This window comes from Paenibacillus sp. Soil766, assembly GCF_001428105.1.
Lineage (GTDB): Bacteria > Bacillota > Bacilli > Paenibacillales > NBRC-103111 > Paenibacillus_E.
Genome location: NZ_LMSJ01000007.1, coordinates 147,870 through 174,146 on the forward strand (window position 1 = coordinate 147,870; position 26,277 = coordinate 174,146).

Genomic DNA, 26,277 nt, shown 5'->3' on the forward strand with positions numbered 1-26,277 from the left:
TACCCGGGTCTAAGGAGGTAATATTTAATGGATGCATACTTATTCGTTCATTTTAGGGAAAAAAGAACCCCAGATGGAGAACAGGTATATTTTGCACTCAGTACTGACGGTGTTAACTGGGAACAAGTTAACGGCGGTCAGCCCGTTATTTGGAGTGAACAAGGTGATAAGGGCGTTCGAGACCATACAATCGTAAGAACGAAGTACGGCAAGTTCTATATTCTCGCCACAGACTTGAGCCTTGCCAACTGTTTCAACACCAAGTATAAGGGGAGTTGGGGCAACATCATAAGAGAGGGAAGTAAGTGCCTTTCCATGTGGGAATCGGACGATCTTGTGAACTGGTCGGAGCAGAGAATGATAGAATTTGGTGATGAGGATTTCGGCAACCTTTGGGCCCCGGATGTAATTTACGATAACATAAATGAAGACTACGTAATTCACTGGTCATCAGCGGTGGCATCCAATAATTACGAGCATATGGCGATCTATTATACTCGAACAAAGGATTTTGAAATCTTTACTACGCCTCAGATACTGTGCCGGAAGGATGACAGCGGAATAATTGATTCTGCCATATATGAGGAAAACGGTATGTTCTACCGCTTCTTAAAAAGTGAAGCAAACCCCGCAGGTATCATATTACAAAAGGGAAAAAGCCTTACCGGTGAATATACAACAATTGAAGCCTTTGACGAGGAGATGGCAAAACTCGGACACCATGCCTATGAAGCACCTACAGCGTATAAGCTCAGCAACGGTAAATGGTGTTTGATGTTAGACTTTTTCGGTATCGAGGGTGAAGGGCAGGGGTATGTTCCCTTTATAGCCGATAATATTGACAGCGGACTATTTATTCGATCAGATGAAACTTTCAGCTTTCCTTACCGCTTTAAGCACGGAACTGTACTTTCTATTACAATGCAAGAATTCAATAGGATAAAAAAATGGAAATAGCCAGTGATTCAGCTTTCTATTAATTGAGCGCGATCTGCAAACGTTTAGGGATCTGTGCTTTAAAATAGGCACACTTTTCTTGTAAATGAACCGTATCGAACCAGGCGCTGCTTCATCTATAATTTAGACATAAGAATAAATAACAAATGAGGGTGGTGATTCTAATACATAACAAAATATTTCTAAAACGCTTTCAAAGTCAATTGCCTTTTCAGATATTTGTCTGGTTAGGTCTCATATTTTTATTGATTTTTAGTTATGTTCCTATGTTCGGCATCATTATCGCATTCAAAAATTACAAAATATCTACCGGTATTGAGGGGATTTTTACGAGTTCATGGGCAGGACTCACCCATTTCAAAGAGTTAATTAATGATTATAACTTTCCAATGTTAGTGCGAAATACACTGGTTTTAAGCGTGTTGAAAATTATTTTTTCGTACCCAATCCCCATTCTGTTTGCCATTCTACTCAGTGAAGTGAAACATGTATTCCTCAAGCGCTTCGTACAGACGGTCAGTTACTTGCCTCATTTCATTTCTTGGGTTGTTGTAACGGGAATTGCCTATTCATTCTTTTCTAGTGGATTCGGTATTATAAACCATCTCTTGCAAACGCTTCATCTCGTTGATAAACCACTTGATATTCTTACAAATCCTAACTCCTATTGGGGACTAGCTGTTTCTACGGCGATTTGGAAAGAAGCGGGTTGGTGGACAATCATCTTCCTCGCGGCACTTGCTGGCATTGATCCTTCACTCTACGAAGCAGCAGAGATAGACGGAGCAGGGCGGTTGAAACGAATTCTGTATATTACATTACCTGGTTTAAAGAACGCAAGCATCGTTGTTCTAATTCTCACAATCGGTAGTATGCTTGGAGGCGGATTGGTTGGATCGAACTTCGAACAGGCTATGCTGCTAGGCAATACATTAAATAGCGAGACATCCCAGATTATCCAAACGTACGCTTTCAATATTGGCCTAGCCCAAGGTAGATTCTCGTTTGCAACTGCAATTGATTTGATGCAATCCGTTATTTCGGTCATCCTGATTTTCACTAGCAATGCTATTGCTAAACGTGTGTCTGGGACCGGATTGTTCTAGCTAGACCAGAGATATGAGGTGATCAACCGTGCGTAGAAGAAGAACAATGGAAGATCGTGTGCTTGATACCATCATTGCGATGATCCTGTTCATCATTGTATTCGTAACTGTCTATCCATTTTACTATATTTTATTAATTACATTTAATGCCGGGACCGATACCGCAGCCGGTGGCATGTATCTATGGCCGAGAAGCTTCACTCTCGGTAACTATCTCTATTTTCTCGAAAATCCAAAATGGATTAAATCACTAGGAATCTCAGTCCTTCGAACTATTCTAGGAACGGTACTAGCTGTTCTCTTTACAAGTTTGGTTGCTTATGGACTAGCGAGAAGAGATTTGATTTTTAGGAAAAGTTACCTACTAGTTGTAATCGTTTCTATGAACTTCTCCGGCGGATTGATCTCTTACTATATCGTTTTGAAGAGTCTCAAACTAATTAATACGTTCGGTGTCTATATCATTCCAGGTATGTTGAATCTGTTCTTCCTTCTCATCGCGATTTCCTTTTTCACAGAGATTCCTGATGAGCTAGGAGAATCCGCACGAATGGACGGTGCCTCAGAGATTCAAATTTTCGTCAAGATCATACTACCAGTCTCCATGCCGCTGCTCGCTACAATGGGGTTATTCCTAGGCTCGGGACATTGGAATTCATGGCTCGATTCAGCCTATTTCGTTCAGAATGAGAATTTGCGCACTCTTACTTATCGGATGATGCAAGTCATCAATCAGTCTATGGTACCTACAGGAGATGCGCAAATGGCAGCAATGTCACGTTCAAGTGTTACCCCATTTTCGATTCAAGCTACTGCTATGGTAGTATCGATCATTCCAATACTTGGCGTATATCCTTTCCTACAAAAACATTTTGTGTCTGGTATTATGCTTGGTTCCGTAAAGGGTTAGAAATTGTATTTTATGGCATTCTTCTCTAGGCCTGTTTAGAATGCTTAAAATAATGTAATCTATTTGAAGGGGGACTTACATATGAACAAACGTACCCAATTGATCACCAAATTAGTGGTCACTCCACTCCTTATTGGGGGAGTGCTTTCAGGATGCAGCACGAATGCGGATATTAGCGAGAACTCAACAACAAAGCCTAGTTCAACTTCCACAACTTCGGCAGTAAGCACAGGAGCACAAGATTCTTGTACAACTCCTGTTGAAGTCTCCATGTTTGTTGATGCAACTTGGTACCCGTTCCAAGATTGGTCGGGTGAAATTCCGGAAGCGATTACAAAAGCAACGTGTGTAAAGCCTAAAGTCACCGTGGCAACAGATGATAAACAGTTGGCTTTGATGACGGCTTCAGGTGATCTGCCGGATATCGTCGTGTCCTTCAATTTCAAGCTAATGTCAGATGCTAAATTAAGTCTTCCTTACAATCAAATCTTTCCCAAGTATGCGCCAGATGTCAAATTTGATCCCATTAAAGAGCTGGTTAGTACAGTGAGTGATGGTAATTATTACGCGATTCGCAATGATTTCTCAACAGAAGCCGAATGGAAAGCTAATCCTTATGCCCATATGATGGTTCCGGGACTCGCGATGCGTAAAGATATTTTGGCGGAAGTAGGGAATCCAAGCATCAAATCTTTGGAAGATCTCAATAAGGTTTTTGCTGATGTTAAAGCTAAGCATCCCGAGATGACACCTCTCATCCTTAACCCGAATTGGCAAAGGCCCTTCTTTGATACGCAATTCGGCGCTCAAGGCGGTTTTGTCGATAAAAACGGAAAGATTGAATATTATTTGAAACAGGATGATGTACGTAAGTCGATGCTGTATATGAACAGTTTGTACAGAAACGGTTATGTTACTTCAGAAAATTTTGCCTATAAGAATGAGACAGAGACAGAGCAAATGGTACTCGCGGGCAAAGGATTTGCTTACACATGGACATATTCCGCTGCTGATCGCCTCAATGCAGACTCCAAAGATAAGAATATGAAGTTTGTTCAACTCGCAGAGCCACTAGGACCCAATGCAACGGTCATTAGTACTGGCACTGGTGGACTCGGTATGTACGTGACGAAGAACAATAAGAAAGTTGAAGCGACTGTAAGGCTGCTTAAATATTTATTCTCTGAAGAAGGCTGGCGAACAGCTGAGTGGGGAATCAAAGACAAAGACTGGACTTGGAATCCAGCCGGTTATCCAGAATTTAAATATGATGTTCAGGATATTGAGATTCTCAAGAAAAAAGGTGTTTATTGGTGGGGAGTGCCAACGGAGAGCGGCGTTGGTATGGCTTTAGGCTCTTATAAGAATGGGTCTGAAACGACGCGCCAAGGAGAAGCCTATTCCAAAATCACAAAGTTTAACCCCGCGATTGGCATGATTAATCCTGATACGGATTCCCCTGAACAGATTATCCGGACGAATATTGACAACATGGTGAAAACAGAAGTCACGAAAGTTTATCTTGCACCTACGGAAGCGGAAGCTTTAAAAGCTTATGAAGAGATGCTGGTTAAAGCAGATAAAATCGGCATTGCTAAATTAGAAGCATGGGCAACAAAGCAGTATGGGCCATTGAAGGAAAAGTATGACAGTTTGACGAAATCAAAATAAGAAATCATTCTAACTCATACGGGATGTCGACCAGTTATCCGGCTGACGATTCCGTATGAGTTCGTTCATTTTAGAAACGGAGTTGTGATGGAGATGCGCATGAGTACTAAAATGATCATAGGCTATATTCTTCTGATTATTATTCCGTTTCTTACCTTTACCTATTTTGTTTATAATCAAATGAATGATAAGTTCGTGTCCCAGTACCAACTAGCGAACCAGCAAAATATGGAGCAATTGGCTGTAAATCTGGACTCAAGCCTACTTAAAATCGAATCACTTTACTCGGTATTTCAGAATAATAACGCATTAATTGAATTTTTGCGAGGCGATTACACCAACGATCGAGATTTAATATACTATTATTTAAAAGAAATCGTCCCGACTATTTCATTTTCTTATCTGGGAGAGAAATTTGTTAAAAATATAACCATATACCCTAAATATGAGGAACGGCTGATAAATGTTAGCGGTTTTAAGTCTTATCATGAATTGGACACGATTAGTAAAACCTCTGGTTGGAATACTTTGAGTCCGAAGAAAGGGTTATGGACCATTGATTCCTCTATGGAAGTACCGTCACTTTCTTACTTTCACAAGATTTATAACGACACCTACTCCAATGATCTTGGTGTACTTCAATTAACAGTCCAACCTACATTTTTCGTTGAGTATCTCCAGCAGCTTCGTAATTTGCATCCTAATAATGCGATTCTTTTGGTGAATCAAGATGGCAATATCGTATATCAAAAAATAGACGCTGCTTTCACAGTCAATCAAATAGCAGAGATGAAGTCTTTGTCCATTGCAAGTGGGAATGGAGAGAATCGGTTTGCTCACAATGAACTGCTCGTCAATTCGACTAGCCTTCCAAGGCTGGGACTTACACTTGTTGAGATGAATAAGAAAGATGCCATGTTTACACTACTCCGTCATAAGTTTGGATGGATCATTGGAGGTTGTGTACTACTTGCATTGTTAACTATTCTATATTATGTATTTGTTTCTACCTTAACCAAGCGACTACTTCTATTGTCGCGACACATGCGTCGGGTTGAAGCAGATTCCTTGCATCATCCGTATACCGGACGAACAGGAAAGGATGAGGTTGGGTTTCTGATCTTGAGCTACAACGCGATGATCAACCGCATAGATGAGTTGGTAAATCGTGTCCAAAGAGTAGAATTACTGAAGAAAGAAGCAGAATTTAGGATGCTTCAAGCGCAGATACAACCACATTTTTTATATAATACATTGGAAACCATGCGTATGCTGGCAAGGGCAAGTGGTGATGTTACAGTTGCGGATATGGCTTATTCCCTCGGGGATCTTTTACGATACAGCTTGACTAAGCAAGATGAAACGACTCTCCAGGATGAGTTAAACAATGTGAAAAGATATCTCTCTATTCACCAAATTCGAATGCAAGATCTTGAATGTGAAATATTCCCTCATGAGGAGATGCTGTCTTTAAAATGCCCTCGATTTATTTTGCAGCCTCTTGTGGAAAATAGTATTCTTCACGGACTATCCAAACGAAGAGGAGCCAAGCGAATCGCCATTCGATTCACGATCGAGCAGGATTACGCAATTATCGAGGTATCGGACAACGGATCAGGTATCTCCGAGGATAGGCTTATTGCATTGAGACAAGTTCTTACTGGTGAAGTCATTGCAGTGAGTGAGGAGAACCAAGTAACGGGTATTGGTCTTACCAATGTGGTGGAACGAGTGAAAGCTTATTTTGGGGGACAGTCTGGTGTGATGTTTAGCAGCGTAACTGGTGAAGGAACAGTGTGCTCACTACGATTATATGTAAAGGGGAACAGAGATGCTAAAGTTGATGATCGTGGACGATGAACCGATTATTTTAGCAGGTATAAGAGATATGGTAGAAAAGGAGAATACCGCTTTTACTAAAATTGTTACGGCTAACGACGGCATTGAAGCACTTGAGACAATGGCATACTTTCGTCCTGATTTGATCATAACCGACATTCAAATGCCTGAAATGGATGGTTTGACCTTGATTCGTGAGGCCCAGAAGAAAGATGTCACTCGTTTCATCATTCTCTCTGGATACGACGAGTTTACCTATGCACGTGAGGGAATTCGCTTACAAGTCAAAGAATACTTGTTGAAACCTATTAATGAGCTGGAACTAGCAAAATTATTAAAAAAAATGGCAATTGAGATATTAAATGAGAAGCAAAGTATTCAGCAAGAAATAATAGAAGCATATCAACCACAAGAGATATCAAACGAGAACATAAGAATGATAATTGATTATATAAAAACAAATTATATGAATGATATTTCTCTAAGTGATGCAGCCTCACTGTTGGATCAGCATCCTGTATATGTAGGACAAATTTTCAAAAAAGAAATGGGCATTACTTTTAATTTTCATCTCAATGAAGTCCGCGTAGAGAAGGCTAAGCAGTTGCTAATCGGGATGGAGGGGATGTCTATGGAGAAAATTGCGAAACATGTAGGCTTTGAAAACCGTCGGACATTCTATAAAGTATTTCGTAAATATACGGGTCAAACGCCAGGAGATTTCAGAGGGAAGTCGAAAAAAGAATTAATTTAGTTTACTGTGCTGGAGTGCTCGGGATCAACTCGGGCTTTTTTTACTTGTGTTTATAATTATTTATTTACGAAACGAATAGTAGGAATTACGTACTATTATAATAGAAATTCGCCTCTTAAATTGAAGGCGCATTTCATATAATAAAATCATTATCAGCATAAACGAAGAGGGAAGGGATTTTTCGACATTAACAACAAAGTGTCCAGATGTAGTCATGTTGTGAAAAGTAATAAGGGAGGGTTTTAACTTGAAGAAGCAACTATCATTGTTATTGATTTTAAGCATGCTAATTTCCATATTTGCTGTTACTCCTAAGCCGGTACATGCAGAAGATTTCATACTTACGGAAGATATCACCTTATACCCGGAAGCGGATACATTTGTGAGAAGTGGGGCTGCAACTACTAATTATGCAAGCGATACCAGTTTGACAGTTGGAAGTGGCCGTATTTCCTATTTGCGATTTAATTTGTCGGGCCTTCAGGGAACGATTTCGAATGCCGCACTAAATTTGTATAGGACGGATAGTTTAACCACGAATACAATGTCCGTAACTCATATTGTGTATGACGATTGGGTAACGTCGATGAACTACAATACGAGAGTCGATAGCAGAACAGGTGCTAAAGGCGATGTGCTAGTTGCTTCTTTCCGACCTACAGGCAAAGATACGAGCACAAGAGTTGCCTCAACCGAACTGACGAATAAGGTGAGCACAGAGTATCAAGGCGATAAAAAAATAACGCTTATGATCGATACAATTGGAAGCGTTGCCGATACTTTTAGTTCATCTAGAGGGAGCGTCAAGCCAACGTTGGTCGTGACAACATCGAGAGTAGCTACACCTGATGAAGTGGCCCAACTAGACTTGAATGATCTTGGATTAAGCGATGGCACAGTGATAACAAGTAATTTATTGTTAGTGGGAAATAGGGGTTCCTCAATTACTTATGAATCCAACGATCAATCAGTCATTTCGAATGATGGTAAAGTAACCAGACCAAACTGGTTTGCGGGTGATAAAACCGTACAACTTAAAGTGACGTCAACGTTTACATCTTCCTCCCCAAAGATAAAAACAGTGAATGTTAAAGTTACCAGGGATCCTGCTTCTGATCCGGGCTTACTGGCAGAGGGAGATTTGGCTGCATTAAATTTATACAATGGCAAATATATCAATAATGACATGCCTACACAGGGTGCTAATGGGTCGCTATTTTCATTTGTTAGCAGTAATCCCAACGTGATCAGTTCAGAGGGATATGTAACCAAACCGCTACCCAATGAAAGTACTGCAACTGTTCAAGTCACGGTATATGGCAATAACCAAGGCGAATTGAGATGGGGAACTTACAATTTGATTGTGAGTGCACTTCAACCACAGGAAACAGGCATACAAGAGAGTCTACCAAGTGTACTAGCCGTAGCAGACCAATATGCAGCGGAAACGAAAGTTGGTAATGGCCCAGGTGAAGTGACACAAACGGCTTATGATGCATTTGTTGCTAAAATTGCTCGGGCACGCAGTAAGATCGGTGATCCGCATACCGACTATCGCGCAACCATTGACGGAGTGATAGCAGCAGGATCTGCGATGATTAAAACATCGGCTTTATCCTATGTGTTTACAGATGCGAGCAAAAATACGGTTGAATATTCGGTCTATCGTCAGACATTGAAAGAGACGGTCTGGCAAGCAGAAACCTTGCTTGTCATTCAACCTGAATTTAACACAGAAGAAGCAAAAGCTGCACTGAAATATCAGATTGATTTAGGCAAATCGTTGTTAAACAATACGTATGTTTTACCCTTTGCCCACAATCGGCAGTTTAGAAATCCACGTGTCGATGATACGATTCAAACTATGTTGAGCTATTCAACGTTTGTTTCTGGTTATCCGGAGGATAATGGTATTTACGGCATCTTACCCGTCATACAGTGGTATAAAAACGCAAGTTATCTCGGTAGACATTATTCAACAACAAGCTTATATCCCACTGCAGATACCTTTGTTAGCGGACTTAACGCTGGTACAAACTATGGAACGGCTACCACCCTGCAATTGCAAGGTGATACTTTCCGAATGGCGTATTTGAAGTTTGATTTAGGTTCAGTGGGGAACGATATCCTGAGCGCTAAATTGAAATTAACAAATGCTAAATCGAATAATGAAACGATCACGGTAAATGTGAATGCGGATGACACATGGAATGAGAACACGTTTACTCGTAACAATGCACCGAAAGCAAGCGATAACAGTACGATATTGGTTGGGCCACAAGTGTTAACAGGCAATCTAGGCGGCAATTGGGACGTCACTAACGCAGTTGCTGATGAAAAGGCAAAAGACGGAATGATTACATTTACAGCACGAGTCAATTCAGGGACTACTCATGAATTTTATTCACGAGAGGCTGCTAACCAAAGTTATTGGCCGGTGATCACCATCACGAGCCGAACGATGGATACAATGAAAGTGAAAGAAACATATGATCAAGCAGTCCAGTATGCGGAAGAACTAGTTGGGAACGCGGTAGTGGGTAGCCAAGCTGGTCAATATCCACAGCAAGCTGCCCTCGATAAAGTGAACTCCGTTCTTGCTGAGGTGAAAACGGCCTATGCTGGCTCTGATTCTTATGTTACAGCTAAATCAATTGTTCGGTTATATAATGCTGCACGCGAGATGAGAAATACGCAAGTGCTTCGTTTACAGAATGACTCTGGGTCTACCTTATTCTATACATCTGAAGAGCTTCAGCAGTTCAAAGAGGATGTTACGCATTCTCCCTTGAAAGAACAATATGATTACTTGAAGTCATTGTCTGATCAGATGTCGATAAATGATCTTAAAGAAATGAATGAATTAAACATCACAGATCAGCTAGATTATAATGTACTGAACAATAAATTTAAAATTTGGACAGGTATGAAAAACGTTAGTTTCACAGCTCCAGCAGGTGCAAAGTCTGCTACGATGGAAATTACATTACCGTCCTCATCGAATGAGCAAGATGGTTTGGGCCATGTCTGGGTAGATAATTTAAGGATATATCCGACTACCTCTTCGGGTGATTTACAGGTGCCTAATGCAAGTTTTGAAGGAGACAATGTTCCTAGTTGGAGTCCAGTGGTTATAAAGGGAAACCCTGTTCTCACAGTTGAAAAGCGTTCTAATTATGTATTCGCGGGGAATCAGTCTCTGTATATTTCAAATCCAACAGACAATGATGAGGGCAAATGGAAGTTGACAAGTGACTTTCCACTTACGGCCTTAGATAATAAGTACTCACTTACGTATAATGTGAAAATTGACGGAAGATTCAAAAATGATGTAGGCGTTAATCTCGTATTTACGTTTAAAGATAGTGATGGAAATGTTATAACAACTAACGGTGTTGCTGACACGCGTATCCTTACAGCGAATACACCTTCCGCAATCGGTATTGCAGATAGTAATTTGTATATGCAAGCGGATGCCATCGTCTACGCAGTAACAGGCGATATTCAATATGCGCAGAAAGCGAAATACCGTATGAAATGGCTGTTAAATGACTTCTCTCAAGGCGCCGAGAACTGGTTTGCTGGAGACAAACGGCCTTTTGGGATCGATGCTTATGGTCAAGTACAAGCAGGCAGGAACGCATCATCACTGGCTTCGACCTATTCATTTATTAAAGATGCCCCTAACCTGTATACGGCTGAAGAGCGAAAAGAATTCTATGGGCAACTGCAATATTTGTTTGATTATTTGACAGATATACGGGATCGACAAGAATTAACTGCGAAACAAAATGCCGATAACACAACCAATTGGAATACCGATATGGCTGTAGGTGCTGGTTTGCTAGCGTTGACAATACCGGATTACCCAAATGCAAGTGCAATTTTGGATAATGCTAAGGCATTGCTCAAAGGACAGATGATATATCACGTAAATAGTGACGGCGGGTGGCCCGAATCGCTACGTTATCACTCAGCTACTTTAGGGAAGATCGCTCCTTTTGTTAGAGCACTTCGTGTTGCGACAGGTGAAGATTGGTTCCCAAAATACATTACTCCGTTGTTTAATTTTCTAATGCTTGTTGAGACACCTGCTTACGAATTTTTTGACAATCAAATTGGAACTCCTGGTTTTGGTGATCATACAACGAGCAATGGCAGTCTTTTTGTTCCGTTCGCCAATTATCTGGACGAAGTGGAGAAAACAGATTCTAAACTGGCTGCTCAACTATACGAGACGTATAAGCGCGCAGGAAGTCCTCTTGGATCTTATGGTGGTGAAGGCATTGCAATTCAAAATTTCTTCTTGCCAACGAATACAGATAACAAGGATAATGTTGGACTTGAATTAGGATCATCTAATTTCACAGGAAGAACTGGTTATCAGATATTCCGCAACAACTATAATAGACCTAACGAAAGCTACTTCGTGCAAATGGCTAGAGAGATTTATATGGGTCATCAGCACGCTGACAATGGATCCTTTCTGTTATATGCCAATAGTACCCCGTTAGTTTTGGATCCGGGTGTCGAAAGTTATTTTGATGGATCAGCAGCTTACTACAGTCAGTCAAACAACCATGCAGTTGCTACTTTCAAGAATGCAAGTGGAGGTTCTATAGATAATCCTGACCTAGTAAAGCAAGAAGATTTCTATACATCTCAAGCTATGGACTATTCTAAGGTTGATCTTAGTTCAACATCAGGTACGTATAAAAGGAACATTGCTTATGTAAAAAATGGAATTGAAGCCTATGTCATTTGGGATCAAATGAAAGGCAACAGCGCCAACGGAAGCCGTTATACATTGCCGCTCGTATCACAGCAAACGAGTGTGAACGGTGTACCTGTGAATTCACAAGGTACGGGTTTTACCGGAACAGGCACAAAAGTGCAAACATCTGGTTTCTATGGAACTGGATTGGAGACGACTATTTTACAACCTTCAAATCCAACTATCAGTGTTCAGCAGGGCGGTTCCTCTAAGATGTTTCCTGCGGCCAATGGCCAATATCTGCTCGATATGTTCCGGATTGAAGCGACGCCGGGACAGAATTTCTTAACTGTCCTTTACCCTGTGGCAAATGGCGGGGAGGGTATCACACAAGAGAATCTCTCAGTCAATAACGCAGATGTATCGGCTTATAAGATTCAAACACCTGATGGGAAATGGATGATTGCTGTCGTTAATAACAATAGCGCGGCACAAACTGTAGCTATACCTTCTACAGAGGCACTTGCAGATATGAGATCAGGTTCCATTTATAATTTGGATGGAAATGCAGTGACTCTGCAAATTGCTGGGAACGAGATGATGATTCTGAAATCACAATCTCTCAACACGCCAGTGCCAACAAGCATAGAATACACAGGAAGCACTGAAGTAATGATACCGAACAGCGGCGAAGTGAAGGCAATTCTCACTGGTACTGTGCTTGACCAATACAATAATCTAATTGTGCAATGTAAAAATAAAGCTGTTGATCTATGCGATACCAATTCTCAGGATGTTTCCATTGTGTGGTCTTTGAGTGGAAGTCCATCAGGTGTAGATTTGGATGCGAATCATGGCATTGTCAAAATAGCAAGCAATGCAACCGATTCGGAAATTGTCGTAATCGCGACAAGTGCTGGAATCAACAAGGAAGTTACGTTGAAACTGGATAAAAGCACAGACCCAGGAACAGATCCAGGAACGGATCCAGGAACAGACCCAGGAACGGATCCAGGAACAGACCCAGGAACAGATCCAGGAACAGATCCAGGAACAGATCCAGGAACAGATCCAGGAACAGACCCAGGAACGAATCCAGGAACAGACCCAGGAACGAATCCAGGAACAGACCCAGGAACAAATCCAGGAACAGACCCAGGAACGAATCCAGGAACAGACACAGGAACAAACCCAGGAACAAATTCTGGAACGAGCCCAGGAACAAATTCTGGAACTAACAATAATGACAACGTGTTTAAGAAAGATATAAAGCTTAATGGACAAACAGCTAGCGTTGCATTAGATGCATCAGAGTGGAAACAGGCAGCAGCACAAATGAAATCTGTAGGATCTGTTCGAGTTGAACTATCTGAATCGGCAATAGCTAAAGAATATGAATTAACTATACCAGCAGAAGTGATATCTACACTAACAGATAGTTCGTATTTGGAAATTGCCACACCATTTGGTGTTGTTCAACTCCCTGCATCAATGATATCACCAAACACATTATCGCAATCAGAAATCACTTTTAAAATTGCTAAAGTGGATCTTAGTACGATTGGAACTGATTTGCAGCAGCAAATAGGAACACATCCAGTTGTTGAATTAAGTATCCTTGCTGGTGGCAAGTCGATTAACTGGAGTAATTCGGAAGCGCCTGTTACAGTTTCGATACCATACTCTCCAACATCCAAGGAACTGCAAAATCAAGAGCATCTCGTTGTCTGGTACTTGGATGCAGCAGGTCAAATCGTTCCAGTAACAAACGGTAAATATGATGCTTCCACAGGTCAAGTGACATTCAAAACAACACATTTCAGTCAATATGCCGTAGCATATGTCACTAAATCTTTTGAGGATATTACTAACATCAATTGGGCGAAGAAGCAAATCGAAGTTCTCGCGTCTAAAGGTATTGTAAATGGTTCATCGGAAAAGCAATATAACCCAATGGATCAAGTTACTCGAGCTGACTTCCTTCTATTACTATCTAGAGTGCTGGAACTAAATGCCCCTCTAGGTGAGAGTTTCAAAGATGTTCCAGAAAGTGCGTATTATGCCGATGCAGTTCGAATGGCCAGATCGCTTGGCATTACGGATGGAGATCTGGGGAATAACTTCAACCCACTAGCTCCGATCACAAGAGAGGACATGATGGTCTTAACAGTGAGAGCGCTAAAGGCATCTAAGCAATTGCAATCAAAGGATTCCAGCAAAGCATTAGCCGCATTCACAGATGCCAATATGGTTGCAGATTATGCGAAGGCTAGTGTTGAGGCCCTTATTGCAGCAGGCTTGGTAAGCGGCTATGATCAGGGAATTCACCCTAAAGCAACAACGAACAGAGCACAGGCAGCTGTTCTCATGTACAGCATCTATAACACAATGAACAACTAAAGTTTTATTGGTTTTTGGATGTTTAGATGCGATAAATTCATAAGGATAATCAAAGCAACGGCAGTCTAGGAATCATTTCACATCCTAGACTGCCGTTTTTTCTATGGTTACTTCGGTTTAGTTGGATTTCCCCTCTATTTTCATCGGATTTTGCCTATCAAGCCCTATAGGTACTCGATACAATACCAACTGTAAACGCTTTCTATAGCGATTTATATGCTGGATTTTAATCCAAGAAAAGGAGTGATTTTATGTTCAAAAAGTTTTACAGTGTAAGACTCATTTGTTTCATGTTTGTAATGTTCAGCTTGCTTGCTTCCACACTCGGTGTTGCTCTCCCGAAAGAGGTAGAAGCGGCTACATTCACTCATCCGGGAATTTTGCACAGTGCGGCGGATATTACGAGGATGATTGCGAATCAGAACACAGAACCATGGAAATCAGCGTTAACAAATTTTAAAACAGATGCTAAAGCATCCTCTAGTTATGCGAAGCAGGGACCGTTTAGTAAGGTTTGCCGAAATGATACAACGCTAGCCACATGTACAGATGCCAACTATGGAAATAGTGCCTTGGAGAATGATGCGAGAGCAGCTTATTACAACGCGCTTCTGTGGAATGTGACAGGTACGCAGGCGTATGCCAATAAGGCGATTGAGATTTTGAACGCTTGGTCGAGTACGCTTACCATGATTGCTGGAACAGATGCACAGCTTGCTGCTGGGGATAATGGTATATTCCTAGCTAATGCGGGCGAGTTACTTCGTTATAGCAGTTCTGGCTGGGTTTCTTCCAATATCACGCAGTTGGAAACTATGTTAACCAATGTATTCTACCCACAGATCTCGACTCCTGGAGATGCAAACTGGGGTGGCTCTGCGATGAAATCAATGATTTCTATCGCCATCTTTACGAACAATCAAACTATGTTTAATTCCGCTATTTCCAACTTTAGAACAAACGATTGTGCTGGGATGACACGTAATATTATGTCTACGGGTCAAATCTCGGAGTCAGGTCGTGATCAGGTCCATGCACTCGGGGGTCTCGGAAACTTGACGGTTATTGCGGAAATTGCTTGGAAGCAAGGTATTGATTTATATGGTGACGCGGACAATCGGATCCTAGCTGGAACGGAATATTGGTCAAATTATAATCTCGGCAACTCCCCAACTTCGTGGGACGCTAGCTACGGACGTTGTACGATGGGGCCATGGAGCGGGATTAATGCAACGGGAAGAAGTGCAACCATTGACTGGGCACAGAATGAATTGGTCTATGCGCATTATGTAGCCCGTAAGGGAATGACGGCTCCGTTTACGACAACCTATATGAACGGGATGCCGGCTACAGATTCGGATACTGCTTATATTACATTTGCCTACAGACTCGGCACAATTACGGATTCAACAAAACCAGTGGCACCAACGGGATTAACTGCTACACCGCTATCTAATAAAGTTGTGAACTTGAGTTGGACACCTACAACCGACAACATTGCCGTAAGCGGTTACAAAATATACAGGAATGGATCCATTGTAGGATATTCGCAATCTCCCAATTATACAGATGCGGGTTTAACGGCTTCAACTGCCTATAGTTATCAGGTAAGCGCATATGATGCGAAATCAAACACATCATTGCCTAGCAGCACGGTAAGTGCCACGACATTGTCATCTGCGACATCACAAATTCCATTCGCCTCGCAGGATATCGGTGCTGTGGGAGTAGCGGGTAGCTACAGTTATAGCTCTGGTACGTATACAGTGAAAGGATCGGGGAGTGATATTTGGAATAATACGGATCTATTCCGATTCGCTTATGTGCCCTTAAAAGGAGATCGTACAATTACAGCACGAGTTGTCAGCTTGACGAATACGAACTCATCTGCGAAGGCTGGGATTATGGTCAGAGAGTCTTTATTTGGAAATGGTAGCAATGTATTCGCAGCTTTGAAGCCTACCAACGCCGTTTTCCAATATCGAACAGCACCTGGCGCAGCAACGAACTCCACGACTTCGGCAACGGTCAGCGCACCTTATTGGATTAAAGCTACGCGTTCTGGGAACACTGTGACGACATACATTTCACCAGATGGAATCACATGGACGCAGTCAGGCTCCTCGACTATTTCGGCAGCGAGTACAGCTTATGTCGGTCTTGCTGTGACGTCCCACGTGAATACGACACTCACAACGGCGACTTTTGATAATGTAAGCATTCAGTAAAAATGGGATTAGTGGAGGATCAAGCGAGTAACAAATCGCTTGATCCTTTCATTTTACCTCCAATAATCATAGGAATCCCCCTCTCATGCAGTTGGAATTTGCCTCTGAATCGACATTTTCATAGCTTATAATAAAAGTATAGAAGCAGTTGCTTACAAAGAAAGAAAGGTGTTAGTTACGATGGAAGTTAAGCAGACACAAGCACTTAAAAGATCCTATACCATTTCAAAAAGTACCATTTGGGCTCAAATCAAACGAGATCGATTTTTCTACTTTCTTTTAATTCCGTTTCTGTTGTGGTATGCATTATTCCTATTTAAACCGATGTACGGAATTCAGATTGCTTTTAAAGATTACAGTATTTTTAAAGGCATTGAAGGCAGTCCATGGGTTGGATTCAAACACTTTACGGAGTTCCTAAGCAGTGAGTATTTCATCCGTGTCTTTAAAAACACGCTGATCATCAGCCTGTACAGTCTACTCTTTGTGTTTCCGGCTCCCATCGTGTTGGCGCTGTTACTTAATGAAGTGAAGAATATGTTCTTCAAAAAAGCCGTGCAGACGTTAACTTACATGCCGCATTTTATCTCGGTGGTCATTGTCAGCGGTATTGTGACAAACTTTTTGTCGCCGACGAACGGGTTAGTTAATCAAATTATTGAGATGTTTGGGTTTGACAAAATTTATTTTTTAACAATTCCTGGTTACTTTCGAACTATTTTAATGTCGATGAATGTGTGGCAGGATGCAGGGTTTTCAGCCATTATCTATCTAGCCGCACTTGCTGGCATCAACACCGAATTATATGAAGCCGCCGTCATCGACGGAGCGAATAAATGGAAGCGAATGCTGAACGTTACGTTACCAGGCATTCTCCCAACAATTATGATTTTGTTAATATTAAAAGTAGGTCATCTACTTGATGTTGGATATGAGGCGATCATCCTCCTGTATCAGCCTGTTACGTATAGTACAGCTGATGTAATAGGAACCTATGTATATCGCGAAGGTATCGTTAATGGTCGGTATGATATGGCTACGGCGGTGGGATTATTCAATTCAGTTGTCGGACTAATTCTTATTTTCTTTTCCAATTGGTTAAGCAAGAAATACACAGATAACGGATTATGGTAGGTGATGAGCATGCTTGAAAGTCGAGGAGAAAAAACGTTTTATTTCTTTAATTATATCTTTCTATTCATTTTAGCCCTAATAGCCGTATATCCTTTCATCTATGTGTTATCGGCCTCAATGAGCTCACCACAGGCTGTTGTTATGGGAAGAGTACTGCTATGGCCAAAGGAAATTACATGGGATGCCTATCATGCCGTGTTTAAGGAAAAGGGGATATATTCGGGTTATCTCAACACGTTATATTACACGGTCGTGGGGACATTCGTAAGTCTTGCTCTGACGATATGTGGCGCTTATGCGCTTTCGAGACGCCGATTAATAGGAAAAACATTCTTCAACTTAGTGATTTCTTTTACTCTTATTTTCGGGCCAGGTACGATTCCCATGTATTTAAATTTTCGTGACCTGCATTTATTAGATAGTCGCTTTGGAATTATCATTGGTTTTGCGATATCCACGTTTAATTTCATCATTCTGAGGACTTTTTTTCAGTCCATTCCGGAAGAATTGGTTGAATCATCCAAGATTGATGGGGCAAGTGACGCGGGTGTTTTATTTAAAATTATTTTGCCGCTCTCCAAGGCTTCGCTGTTTACCATTGCACTCTTCTATGCGGTTTCGCGTTGGAATGGTTATTTCTGGGCGATGATCTTACTGCGAAGCGATGAGAAACTCCCGCTGCAAGTCTTACTGAATAAGCTTGTGGTTCAGATGAAGCCATCCGATAGTATGATGAGCGATATGTTTACAACTGGGGAAACCGTGATCTATGCAACCATTATCGTAGCCATAATTCCGATAATTGTCGTGTATCCTTTTATCCAAAAGTACTTTGTCAAAGGTGTTATGATCGGATCACTTAAGGGTTAGATTGATAGTGTTGTTACTCGCAGCGGAGCATCCGCACGATAACATAAATGCAAAGGTATTTACTAAAGGGAGGGTAATTAAAGTGAAAAAAGAGATGAAGGTAATCGTAACATCCATGTTGGCTGTCATCATTCTTGCAGGCTGTGCCAAATCGTCCGAACCGAAAGAAAGTGCAACTGCAAGCGTAGTACCTAGTGCCAGTACAAGTACAGTAGCAACGCCAATGAATTTAAATATTTTTTATTTCGATGCAGCAGGTTTATTTAAAACGGATTTACCAATTTTTAAAAAGGCTACTGAGAAAACGAAAGTTACACTCAAAAATGTTGCCCCGTCAAGTGGAGATGCTAAACAAGCGTATAATTTAATGCTCGCTTCCGGAGAGATTCCTGACATTATTTCCTATAACTTATCCGATTTAAACAATCTTGGTTCACAAGGTGCTTTACAACCGCTTAACGACTTAATTGAAAAGAATGCTCCGAATTTTGCTAAATTTTTGGCTGAGCGTCCCGATGTTAGAAAAGCCATTACGTTAGCGGATGGAAAAATTTACACCATTCCTTTTGTAGCCGATGGAAGTGCAACAACAGGATGGTTTGTCCGGAAAGATTGGCTGGATAAACTGGGACTACAAGCACCTAAAACCGTTGATGAGTACTATAACGTGTTGAAAGCTTTCAGAGAGAAAGATCCGAATGGAAATGGCAAGAAGGATGAAATTCCATATTTCAACCGCTTGGCTAATGCGAGTGTTCCACTAGCGCAAACGAATGAATTACTGCCTTTATGGGATTCTTTCTATTCCTTTTATATCAAAGATGGCAAGTTAGCCTTCGGTCCAAGTGAACCACAATATAAAACAGCGATGGGGAATATCGCTAAATGGTTTAAAGAAGGCTTGATCGACCCGGAAATTTTCACACGCCAAAAAGCAAGAGAAGTGTTGTTGGGTGGAAATACGGGCGGATCTACGCATGACTGGTTTGCAAGTACAGCGGCTTTCAATACATCCCTACAAAAAGAGAATCCAGGATTAAACTTCGTACCTGTAACTCCGCCAGCTAGCCAAGGTGGAAAAGTATTTGAAGTCGGTAAACGTGCCATTCTAGGTGGATCTGGTTGGGCGATGTCCGCCAAAACGAAGGATCCGGCGGCTGTTATGAGATATTTTGACTTTTGGTGGACTGAAGAAGGTAGAAATATGTTCAACTTCGGCATTGATGGAGATTCTTACACCATGGTAGATAATAAACCAAAGTTTACAGAGAAAACATTGAGTCAAACACCAGTATTAGGCTATCTAGTTACCAATTATGGGGCGCAATCTTCAGGTATGGGAGCATGGCAGAACTTTGCATATGAAGAACAATGGACGAATCCGGTTGCTCTTGCGGGCATTAAAGAGTACCAGGATAAGAAGTACATTTCTTCTGACTACACATTGCCGAGCTTGAACTTCACGGAAGCTGAACAGAAACGTATCAATGAAATTAAACCGAAACTAGATACGATTATTGCTGAAATGGGTCAAAAATGGATTCTAGGTGCAGCGGATATTGAAGGTACTTATCAATCCTATCTGGACAATTTGAAGAAGAATAACTTGGACGAGTATATTAAAATTAACCAAGATGCTTTTGATCGTTATAACAAAAAATAAGTTTAGCTGTACGGGAGGTGACGTGTATACACGTCTCTCCCGTTTTGCACGATTGTTATATCCAACTTAGCTTGCTAAGATAGGAATAACATACAATTAGGGAGGGCTCTATGGTGAAGCCATGGCAATATAAGAGATCTTTTAAAACAAGAATATGGCTATCTCTAGTATTATTCACGGTATCCGCAATCTTTGTTTCCAGCACGGCCTCTTATTATATTGCTTCTGGCGTTGTTGAGAAGAAAGCGTATTCAATAAGCCAGAGCATGGTCAACAAATCTTCCCAAGCCTTAGAGGAAAAGCTGCGTAAGGTCAGATTGGCGGTGCTTACATTTATGTCCAATCAAATGTTCGTAGACGTTCTCTCTGCTGCAGCTGCGAATAAAGAAATATCTAAATACGAGTTATTTCGTTTAAATGAGCAAGTCCAAAATCCTATTTTCCAAATGAAGCTAATAGAGCCTGCCATTACGTCCATTCTCATAAGCACGCCAATTGGAGAGTTCTATGCGAATAATGATGTTAGGAATACGGAGACCCTTTTTAAAGATAGTGAGATATACAAGAATTATAAGAATATGCTTGCGCCAACCTGGGTGGAATCACATGAAGATCCCTTTTTCGAAACTGATCAGAAAGTACTAAGTTTGTTAATTGAGCCAATATGGACGCTGCCGATAAAAGATGTCAAAGTTCTGGTGAATGTAGGAGAAAATTCGTTGAAGGATTATCTTCTTGCGAATAAAGGATCAGAAAACGGCGATCTTTTTGTATATAAAGAAAACGGAGTCATGGCGTTTGATATGGAGTCCCCTTATTCAAAAATAGCGAAGGATCGCAATTTAGTTCAAAAGTTGAACCAGGATAGGGGGAATTTTGAATATACGGCGGATGGGGTCGACTATCTAGTCAATTATTCGAGAGTAACGTTCCCAGACCACTGGATTGTCGTGAATATTCAATCGAAAGACGAACTGCTTTCCGATATGAAATATATCAAGTGGATGACGATTGCCACCGTACTTGGGTTCATTATACTCGCTCTTCTTCTTTCTCCGATTATGACGAGAATACTGTTAAAACCGCTTAATAAATTTCAATCTCTGATCAAGAGAGTAGAACAAGACGATCTGACGGTTCGTTTCAAAGATGACTACGATGATGAGTTTAATCAAGTGGGGCTGCGATTTAACAGTATGCTGGAGCGCATACAAAATCTTATTCACGAAAGCTCCGAAACGGAGAAGCAGAAACGAATGGCGGAGATCAAAGTGCTGCAAGCGCAGATCGACCCCCACTTTTTGTACAATACGTTAAATACGATTCTGTGGAAATCCGCAGGGGAAGAGCACGAGCAAGTGCGTGAAATGATTATGTCACTCTCGCTGTTATTCCGACTAGGCTTGAATAACGGAGATGAGCTCACCACAATAGGCAAAGAGTTAGAGCACGTCACGCAATACCTCAAACTGCAGCAGAAGTGTTATGAAAATCTGTTCAATTATGAGGTAGCGTATGACGAAGAGGTACTCATGAAGTTACCGATTCTCAAGCTTTTACTGCAGCCGCTCGTTGAAAATGCCATCCTTCATGGCTTGAGAGATTCGGATTTTAAAGGATTAATCGGCATTCAAGTGTACCAAACAGATGAGTATTTGGTCATGACCGTTCAAGATAACGGCAAAGGCATGGCGTCTGTTACTGAACTAGAATTAGCAATTCGATCTACGCATACTCAGAATAGCTATGCGCTGCGCAATATTTATAACAGATTAATTCTCTATTACGGTGACAATGCGTCCCTGCATATTCACAGTATTCTAAACGAAGGTACATGTGTAGAACTGAAAATCCCACTAGTGTCTCTAGAGGAACGCGTAATTGAAATTGGAGGAGTGTGAACAGGATGAATCGTGTAATCACAATGGTTGTCATAGATGATATTACAACCGTCGTTAATGGGATTGCGGAACGCATCCAGTGGCAGAAGTATGGGATTGCTGTCGTTGGCACTGCGTTCAATGGGGATGAAGGGTTGAAGCTTATCCAGAGAACGAAGCCTGATATTATCATTACGGATATACGTATGCCTAAGCTAAGTGGGATCGAGATGGTCGAAAATGTAGTAAGTATTTTGCCGGATTCGAAGGTCATTTTCATCAGTGGCTATTCGGACTTTGATCATGCTCAGCATGCGATTCAATTAGGGGCATTCGATTATGTGCTAAAGCCCTTCATGCCGGATCAGATTATGAATATCGTTTTTAAGGCGAGGGATTTAGTGCTTCAGCAATCCGAACAACAATCGAATGTGTTGGAAATGGAACGGAAGCTGAGAGAGAGTATGCCCTTGCTTAGACAAGAGTATCTAAGTCTTCTAGTGCGTTATCATTCGAATCCGCAAACATTAAAAAAGAGGTGGGACTTTCTTCAAATCGACATGAAGGAGGAGTCGCTTGCCGTTCATATACTTGAGATTGATCAGTTCAATCATACGAATATGCATGCCTCGATCGCTGAGATTGAGTTAGCTCGCTTTGCATTACAGAACATTATTGAAGAGACGATCCATGCTTCTACCAAAGGTATTGTATTCCGCGATGGCATTAACCGTATGGTATGTATGTTAAATTGCAGTTCCTCGGAAGAATCATTAGAGATTGCTGAGAAGTACTGCGACAATATTCGAAGGTACACCAAGAACTCCATCTCTGTGGGGGTCGGCATGACTGTCGATCATATTGTGGATTTGCCTTTGTCATTTCAACAGGCGTTGACAGCGCTCTCGTATACGTTCTATACAATTGAGAATAGTATCTTTTACTATGGCGATATTGCGCAAATCTTGCCTGTTGAAGGCAGTCATTATTCCGAAGAGAAAGAAAAAGAATTAATCTATGGCATTCGATCGGGAAATGTTCAGAAGACAAATGAAGTACTAGAGGGTATCTTTGCGGAGTGGGATTATTTGGAGCAAAAGCCGACGCCAGAAAAGACCAAAACGCTGTATTTACAATTAATCCTTGCTATCGATAAATCCATAACCATCGCATTAGATCAGAATGAAGAGCAGCCAATCGCGCAATTTGTACAGGAGTTAAACAAATTATCACTTAACGTAAGAGATATTCAAAATTTCGTCAGAGACATATGTGACAAGTATTGCGTTGTGTTTCAAGGAAAACAACAAGTCGAAGCGGAAATTACGATAACCAAATCCATTCAATATATCAAAGACCATTTGCATATCAATGAGACCGTCAATGATTATGCCAAACAGGTTCATTTAAGTTCAAGTTACTATTCGAATTTATTTAAGAAGGTTACAGGAACGTCAGTGCTTCAATTTGTCGTTAACGAGAAAGTGGAAAAGGCCAAGCTCTTGATGGTGCAGGGCCTCTCTTTGTCAGAGGTTGCCGAAGCAGTAGGCTATGAAGAACGGTCCTATTTTAGTGATGTGTTTAAGAAGAAAACGGGTATTACACCGACTGAGTTCAAGCAGCAATATGTGATGAAAAAATAGTCACGCAAGGAGGGCAAAATTGGCATGAAAAAAAATGCAATTTGGTTTGATGAACCAGCCAAGGTGTGGGAAGAAGCGTTGCCAATAGGAAACGGTACGCTTGGGGGAATGATTTTCGGCGGTGTTAAACAAGAACGAATACAGCTAAATGAAGACAGCCTCTGGTATGGGGGGGCATCAGATAGGAACAATCCGGACGCGTATATGAACTTAGGGCGGATTCGAGAGTTATTGTTAGATGGGCGTCCACAGGAGGCGGAGAGATTGGCCGCTCTTGCTCTATCTGGTACGCCTGAATCACAAAGGCATTATCTGCCTTTAGGGGATTTACATCTTACGTTTCCTGGGATGAGCGATGATGTAGAATCTTATTGGCGTGGGCTAGAGCTAGAGAAGGGATTGGTATCTACTTCCTTCAATCAAGGTGGTATCACCTACCGACGTGAGGTGTTCGCGAGTTATCCTGACAGTGTCATTGCCATTCGTTTAGAGGCAGATCAACCGAAGAGCATAACGGTAGATATTCGATTAGCCGGGCCTCGTAGGCGGCACATTGATGGTGTAAGTCATTTGGGTAATGGTACCCTTGGGATATTTGGCCAAACAGGTGGCGAGAATGGTATTCGGTATACCGCTTCTGTAAAGGCGGTTGCTGTAGGTGGGAGTGTCCAGACGATTGGAGAAACGCTAGTTGTTGAGGGAGCGGATAGTTTAGTAATACTCGTAACGGCGGCGACATCATTTCGTTATGAAGAACCAGCGTTGGAGTGCCAAGCTCGCTTGGATCGAGCATTTTGCAATAATTTTGAAGTGTTGAGTGAAAGGCATCAGAAGGATTATGCAGTTTTGTTTGATAGAGTGACGCTAATCCTGGGAGAAGCTGATGAATCGCTTGAACGGTTGCCGACGAATGAAAGGCTGTATCGTGTTCAGCAAGGTGGAGAGGATCACGCACTGATCTCTTTATACTTCCAGTTTGGCAGGTATTTACTGATTGCTAGCAGTCGTCCTGGCGCGTTACCTGCTAATCTACAAGGCATTTGGAACGATCAATTGGTCCCGCCATGGGACAGTAAATATACGATTAATATTAATACTCAGATGAATTACTGGCCGGCAGAGATCTGCAATTTGGCCGAATGTCATGAACCCTTATTCGATTTGATTGAGCGCATGAGAGAACCAGGACGAAAGACGGCTAGGGAGATGTATGGCTGCGACGGCTTCGTTGCACATCATAATACCGATATCTGGGGAGATACAGCTCCTCAGGATGTCTATTTGCCTGCTACGCATTGGCCGATGGGAGCCGCGTGGCTCTGCCTTCATTTGTATGAACACTACTTATTTAATGGAGATTTAGTATTTCTTGAGAAAGCTTACGAAACCATGAAGGAATCTGCTTCGTTTTTCTTGGACTACTTGACTGAACTGCCAGATGGGCGACTAATTACTAATCCTTCGGTTTCTCCTGAGAATACCTATATCCTGCCTAATGGTCAATCAGGGACACTTTGCTATGGACCAACGATGGATAACCAAATTCTGAATCATTTATTTACGGGTTGCATCGAAGCTTCGCTGAAGTTAGACCGGGATTGCCTGTTTAGAGAACGCTTAGTGGCTGCGAGGGATCGTTTGCCTAGAACAGAGATCGGAAAGTATGGACAAATTAAGGAATGGCTTGAAGATTATGATGAAGCTGAGCCAGGTCATCGACACATGTCACATTTATTCAGCCTTTACCCTGGGGATCAAATCTCACCTACAGCAACGCCAGAACTGAGCCGCGCGGCTAGAGTTACTTTAGAACGACGACTCGCCAATGGCGGAGGGCACACAGGATGGAGTCGCGCGTGGTTAATTAATTTCTGGGCCCGCCTAGGTGACGGCGAGACAACATATCAGAACATCTTGGCAATCTTAGCTCATTCCACACTGCCCAATCTTTTCGATAACCATCCGCCTTTCCAAATCGATGGTAACTTTGGCGCGACAGCGGGTATTGCGGAATTATTACTGCAAAGTCATGGGGAAGTGATCCATCTGCTGCCGGCATTGCCGAGCGCTTGGCGTGAGGGTCGAGTGACTGGTTTGCGTGCCCGCGGTGGGTATGTCGTGGATATCGAATGGTTTAACGATGGTCGATTTGAAGCAGTTATAAAGTCGAAAGTCATTGGAGTTTGCCATGTCCAAGCATTTGAAATTATAAGCGATGTAAGTATAAATCTGGCTGCCATCCAATTGCAAACCATTAGTAATGGGAAGTGTAGCCTCAGGGTTGAATCAGGTGGAATTTATAGAATTATTGGAAGATATAAGTCCTAGTTCGTCCTTAAGCTAATTCATCTATTTTTTATCGTAGGTTTACAAACGTAGCAGGTAAGAGAGTGAGGAGTTCCCTCACTCTTTTTTGTGTGCGCCTCACAGTCGCACAATCTAGGTGGTTCAAATCCACACGGTAACTTTACCCTTTGAAGTGCCGTAGCCGAAGTAGAGGTCCGACCC

14 protein-coding genes are annotated in these 26,277 nt (G+C 41.7%); all 14 read left to right on the forward strand.

Annotated elements, in window-relative coordinates; genetic code table 11:
* Positions 1–27: 27 nt before the first annotated feature.
* Entirely contained in the window at positions 28–957 is a 930-nt protein-coding gene (locus ASG89_RS06865) for a glycoside hydrolase family 43 protein (protein WP_057309858.1), read from the forward strand.
* Positions 958–1,202: 245 nt separating this feature from the next.
* Complete coding sequence (locus ASG89_RS06870; RefSeq protein WP_321166481.1) at positions 1,203–2,063, forward strand: ABC transporter permease; 861 nt, start codon at positions 1,203–1,205, stop codon at positions 2,061–2,063.
* 28 nt (positions 2,064–2,091) lie between these two features.
* On the forward strand, positions 2,092–2,973 hold the full coding sequence (locus ASG89_RS06875) for a carbohydrate ABC transporter permease (protein ID WP_028554880.1): 882 nt from the start codon (positions 2,092–2,094) through the stop codon (positions 2,971–2,973).
* An 81-nt stretch (positions 2,974–3,054) separates the two neighbouring features.
* Positions 3,055–4,644 carry a hypothetical protein gene (locus ASG89_RS06880; protein ID WP_057309860.1) on the forward strand — a complete coding sequence of 530 codons (1,590 nt, stop codon included), beginning with the start codon at positions 3,055–3,057 and terminating at the stop codon, positions 4,642–4,644.
* A 99-nt stretch (positions 4,645–4,743) separates the two neighbouring features.
* The gene (locus ASG89_RS06885; RefSeq protein ID WP_057309861.1) at positions 4,744–6,504 is read left to right on the forward strand and encodes a sensor histidine kinase; all 1,761 of its coding nucleotides are present in this window, start codon (positions 4,744–4,746) and stop codon (positions 6,502–6,504) included.
* Positions 6,476–7,237, forward strand: coding sequence for a response regulator transcription factor (locus ASG89_RS06890; RefSeq protein WP_057309862.1), 762 nt, complete (start codon positions 6,476–6,478; stop codon positions 7,235–7,237). Before ASG89_RS06885 ends, ASG89_RS06890 begins: the two co-directional genes overlap by 29 nt.
* A 247-nt stretch (positions 7,238–7,484) precedes the next feature.
* Positions 7,485–14,351, forward strand: coding sequence for a DNRLRE domain-containing protein (locus tag ASG89_RS06895; RefSeq protein WP_057309863.1), 6,867 nt, complete (start codon positions 7,485–7,487; stop codon positions 14,349–14,351).
* A 251-nt stretch (positions 14,352–14,602) separates the two neighbouring features.
* Positions 14,603–16,579 (forward strand): alginate lyase family protein, encoded by a 1,977-nt coding sequence (locus ASG89_RS06900; protein ID WP_057309864.1) that lies wholly within the window; start codon positions 14,603–14,605, stop codon positions 16,577–16,579.
* Positions 16,580–16,759: 180 nt separating this feature from the next.
* A complete protein-coding gene (locus ASG89_RS06905; protein ID WP_081787384.1) occupies positions 16,760–17,713 on the forward strand; it encodes an ABC transporter permease in 954 nt (317 codons plus the stop codon).
* Positions 17,714–17,722: 9 nt separating this feature from the next.
* Positions 17,723–18,583 carry a carbohydrate ABC transporter permease gene (locus ASG89_RS06910; protein WP_235549644.1) on the forward strand — a complete coding sequence of 287 codons (861 nt, stop codon included), beginning with the start codon at positions 17,723–17,725 and terminating at the stop codon, positions 18,581–18,583.
* Positions 18,584–18,665: 82 nt separating this feature from the next.
* Positions 18,666–20,246 (forward strand): extracellular solute-binding protein, encoded by a 1,581-nt coding sequence (locus ASG89_RS06915; protein WP_057309865.1) that lies wholly within the window; start codon positions 18,666–18,668, stop codon positions 20,244–20,246.
* Positions 20,247–20,356: 110 nt separating this feature from the next.
* On the forward strand, positions 20,357–22,147 hold the full coding sequence (locus ASG89_RS06920; RefSeq protein ID WP_057309866.1) for a sensor histidine kinase: 1,791 nt from the start codon (positions 20,357–20,359) through the stop codon (positions 22,145–22,147).
* 5 nt (positions 22,148–22,152) lie between these two features.
* Complete coding sequence (locus ASG89_RS06925; RefSeq protein ID WP_057309867.1) at positions 22,153–23,769, forward strand: response regulator; 1,617 nt, start codon at positions 22,153–22,155, stop codon at positions 23,767–23,769.
* A 24-nt stretch (positions 23,770–23,793) separates the two neighbouring features.
* Complete coding sequence (locus tag ASG89_RS06930) at positions 23,794–26,097, forward strand: glycosyl hydrolase family 95 catalytic domain-containing protein (RefSeq protein ID WP_063867745.1); 2,304 nt, start codon at positions 23,794–23,796, stop codon at positions 26,095–26,097.
* Positions 26,098–26,277 lie beyond the last annotated feature (180 nt).

Coding starts and splice junctions, on each gene's coding strand:
- ASG89_RS06865 (WP_057309858.1), top strand. CDS start 28: ATGGATGCATACTTATTCGTTCATTTTAGGGAAAAAAGAACCCCAGAT.
- ASG89_RS06880 (WP_057309860.1), top strand. CDS start 3,055: ATGAACAAACGTACCCAATTGATCACCAAATTAGTGGTCACTCCACTC.
- ASG89_RS06885 (WP_057309861.1), top strand. CDS start 4,744: ATGAGTACTAAAATGATCATAGGCTATATTCTTCTGATTATTATTCCG.
- ASG89_RS06890 (WP_057309862.1), top strand. CDS start 6,476: ATGCTAAAGTTGATGATCGTGGACGATGAACCGATTATTTTAGCAGGT.
- ASG89_RS06900 (WP_057309864.1), top strand. CDS start 14,603: ATGTTCAAAAAGTTTTACAGTGTAAGACTCATTTGTTTCATGTTTGTA.
- ASG89_RS06905 (WP_081787384.1), top strand. CDS start 16,760: ATGGAAGTTAAGCAGACACAAGCACTTAAAAGATCCTATACCATTTCA.
- ASG89_RS06910 (WP_235549644.1), top strand. CDS start 17,723: ATGCTTGAAAGTCGAGGAGAAAAAACGTTTTATTTCTTTAATTATATC.
- ASG89_RS06920 (WP_057309866.1), top strand. CDS start 20,357: ATGGTGAAGCCATGGCAATATAAGAGATCTTTTAAAACAAGAATATGG.
- ASG89_RS06925 (WP_057309867.1), top strand. CDS start 22,153: ATGAATCGTGTAATCACAATGGTTGTCATAGATGATATTACAACCGTC.
- ASG89_RS06930 (WP_063867745.1), top strand. CDS start 23,794: ATGAAAAAAAATGCAATTTGGTTTGATGAACCAGCCAAGGTGTGGGAA.